This is a genomic window from Aeromonas lacus, from assembly GCF_000764665.1.
Classification (GTDB): Bacteria; Pseudomonadota; Gammaproteobacteria; order Enterobacterales; family Aeromonadaceae; genus Aeromonas; species Aeromonas lacus.
Genome location: NZ_JRGM01000116.1, coordinates 1 through 627, shown reverse-complemented (window position 1 = coordinate 627; position 627 = coordinate 1). Strand labels below are relative to the sequence as shown.

1 pseudogene is annotated in these 627 nt (G+C 43.2%); it reads right to left on the bottom strand.

Annotation, left to right across the window (positions count from 1 at the left end):
• Positions 1-504: pseudogene (locus LG31_RS21260) on the bottom strand (outer membrane beta-barrel protein); the annotation flags it as partial.
• Positions 505-627: the final 123 nt, after the last annotated feature.

The following is a 627-nucleotide window of genomic DNA, read 5'->3' as shown; positions in this document are numbered from 1 at the left end:
GGTCTCAACAGGAACGTTAGGCTTAGCATTGAGATCATCAAGAGAGAACGAATAGTTGACTCCAATAATAAGCGCATGCAAATCTGCTTGCTTGGTACTGCCAGTACCAACGCCATCAAGAAAGCGGTATTCAGAACGAAAATGCCAACTATCTGTTAGCGCATAATCAATTCCAAGTCCTAGTACTGGTCGCCATTGTGTGTCGGTGACTCGTTCAATATCTGACTTTTTGTCTATCTGTAACAACGTCACTCCTGCCCGACTAAAGGCAAGCAATTCATCTGACAATGTATACTCCAACAGTATGGAGTCATCTATCCCCCATAAGGCCGCTTTAACATGGTTCTCGTTATAACTAGCGTTTGGAGTGCCATAACTTCTTATGCCAATTTCTAACGCTAGCCAATCAGATATCTGATAGCCACCGTAAACTCCATATATACCTTTGTTTTCTTCACAGCGAGTAGCTTGGAAACCACATGCGTCGCTATACTTAACAAATCCAGTTTCTACACCAGACTATGCCGATGCCGCAATGCTGCCACTCGCCCATGTTAGAAAAAGTGCACATGCGATAATAAAGTGTGTTCTCATTTAACTCCCATCTTGATGGTGTTATCTAGAGCC